The sequence below is a fragment of the Streptomyces sp. NPDC001880 genome, from assembly GCF_053594575.1.
In genome coordinates, this window is record NZ_JBSFET010000274.1 from 1 (window position 1) to 1,578 (window position 1,578).

Annotated in this window: 2 protein-coding genes and 1 pseudogene; 2 read left to right on the forward strand and 1 reads right to left on the reverse strand. The window is 69.0% G+C overall.

Going from position 1 to position 1,578, the window contains the following annotated elements:
• A pseudogene (locus ACWCQ6_RS37195) lies at nt 1-95 on the forward strand (transglycosylase SLT domain-containing protein); the annotation flags it as partial.
• A gap of 28 nt (nt 96-123) precedes the next feature.
• Here ACWCQ6_RS37195 and ACWCQ6_RS37200 read toward each other — a convergent pair.
• Nucleotides 124-534: a hypothetical protein gene (locus ACWCQ6_RS37200; RefSeq protein WP_451096923.1), complete on the reverse strand. Its 411-nt coding sequence runs from the start codon at nt 532-534 to the stop codon at nt 124-126.
• A gap of 181 nt (nt 535-715) precedes the next feature.
• Between ACWCQ6_RS37200 and ACWCQ6_RS37205 the strand changes: the two genes are divergently transcribed.
• Nucleotides 716-1,578: serine/threonine-protein kinase (locus ACWCQ6_RS37205; protein ID WP_451096925.1), on the forward strand; the 863-nt coding region annotated here is incomplete at its 3' end.

A 1,578-nucleotide genomic window follows, 5' to 3' on the forward strand; every position in this document is an offset into this window, starting at 1 on the left:
ACGACCTCACCAACCCCGTAGCCAACATCACCGCGGCCGCCAACTACGCCGCCGACCGCTACGGATCCATCGACAACGTCAACTCCGCCTACTGACAGGCGGATGGGGTGCCGTGACGGTCCACTACTGTGCACACCGCCGACGGGCGAGGTGGACCGTGATGTCGGCGGCAATCTCAACGGTCTCGGGCAGAACCTGCATGATCCGGCTGAATGCCTGTTTTCGCTCCACGGCAGGCAGTACGAGATAGGCCGAGACCGCCGAGAGTTGACCGACGTAGTCGCGAGCACTCATCGTCAAGCGGCTTTCGATCACGGACTGTTGGACGCCGGTGAACCATTCGGACCGTTGGAGCTCCGTACCCGGCCACTGCATGTCGTTCCCCGGAGGCGTCCCGTCCGGGGACGGAATCTCATCGCTCTCCAGGAACGGTGCTCGTGCCGCGTGAACAGCTTCCGCCACAGCCGGGTCGGCCGGCTGGACCGGTCCGCCGAACGAGGCGAACACACCACCCGGCTCCACCAGCGAGGCCATGCGTGACCACCGACCCCCCCGGATTCGTCCAACCTTCGCCGGCTCCGATGCGCTCCCGTTCCGGAGCAGTCCGGCCCGGCCCTCAACCGGGTTTCTGCCCTCGCGTGTTGAGAGCGACCGATTCGGTCACGGATTGACGACCGTCGCTCCACCGTGTGTGCACATATGGCACAGTCGTGCCGTGGATGCACTGCGACCTCAGGACCCCGTGCGCATGGGCGCCTACCACCTTCTCGCCCGTCTCGGCGCGGGCGGCATGGGACAGGTGTATCTCGGCAGGTCGCCCGGCGGACGGCTGGTGGCCGTCAAGGTCATCCGAGAGGAGATCAGCGACCACCCCGAGGCGCTGGCCCGGTTCCGGCGGGAGACCGCGACCGTCGAGGCCGTGCGCAGCGCCTACACCGCGCAGTTGATCGAGGCTTCGCTCGACGCGCCTCCCTACTGGCTGGCCACCGAGTACGTGTCAGGACCCACCCTGCGTGGCGCCGTGGGTGCGAGTGGGCCCTTCCCGCCGGACAGCGCCCTGAGACTGCTCGCCGCGCTCGCCGAAGGGCTGGCCGCGGTCCACGCCCATGGCGTCACTCACCGGGACCTGAAACCGCACAACGTGATCCTCTCCCCGCAGGGACCCCAACTGATCGACTTCGGAATCGCGCGAGGACTTGAGCAGACGATTCTGACCCGGGACGGGATGGTGTCGGGGACACCCGGCTACACGGCACCCGAGGTCCTCCTGCGCAACGAGGTGGGCCCGGCGGCCGACGTTTTCGCGCTGGGCGCCACCCTCGCCTGGACGGCGACGGGCCGGCCTCCGTTCGGCACGGGCGAACCGGCCGCGGTGAGCTACCGGACCGTGCACGAGGACATCGACCTGGCGGGCGTACGGCCCGAGTTGGCCGCACTCGTCCGGCAGTGCGTGGCCAAGGACCCGGCGGACCGGCCCGAGCCGGCCGCCGTGATCGCCCGTTGCGCGGTGGACTCTCCGCTCGCGTCGGACACCCACTACCGGATGCTGGTGCGCACCGTCGAACCCGTCCCCGAACC

Bases quoted from the DNA above. Each gene is read 5' to 3' on its own strand.
- ACWCQ6_RS37200 (WP_451096923.1), bottom strand. From the start codon at position 534: ATGGCCTCGCTGGTGGAGCCGGGTGGTGTGTTCGCCTCGTTCGGCGGA.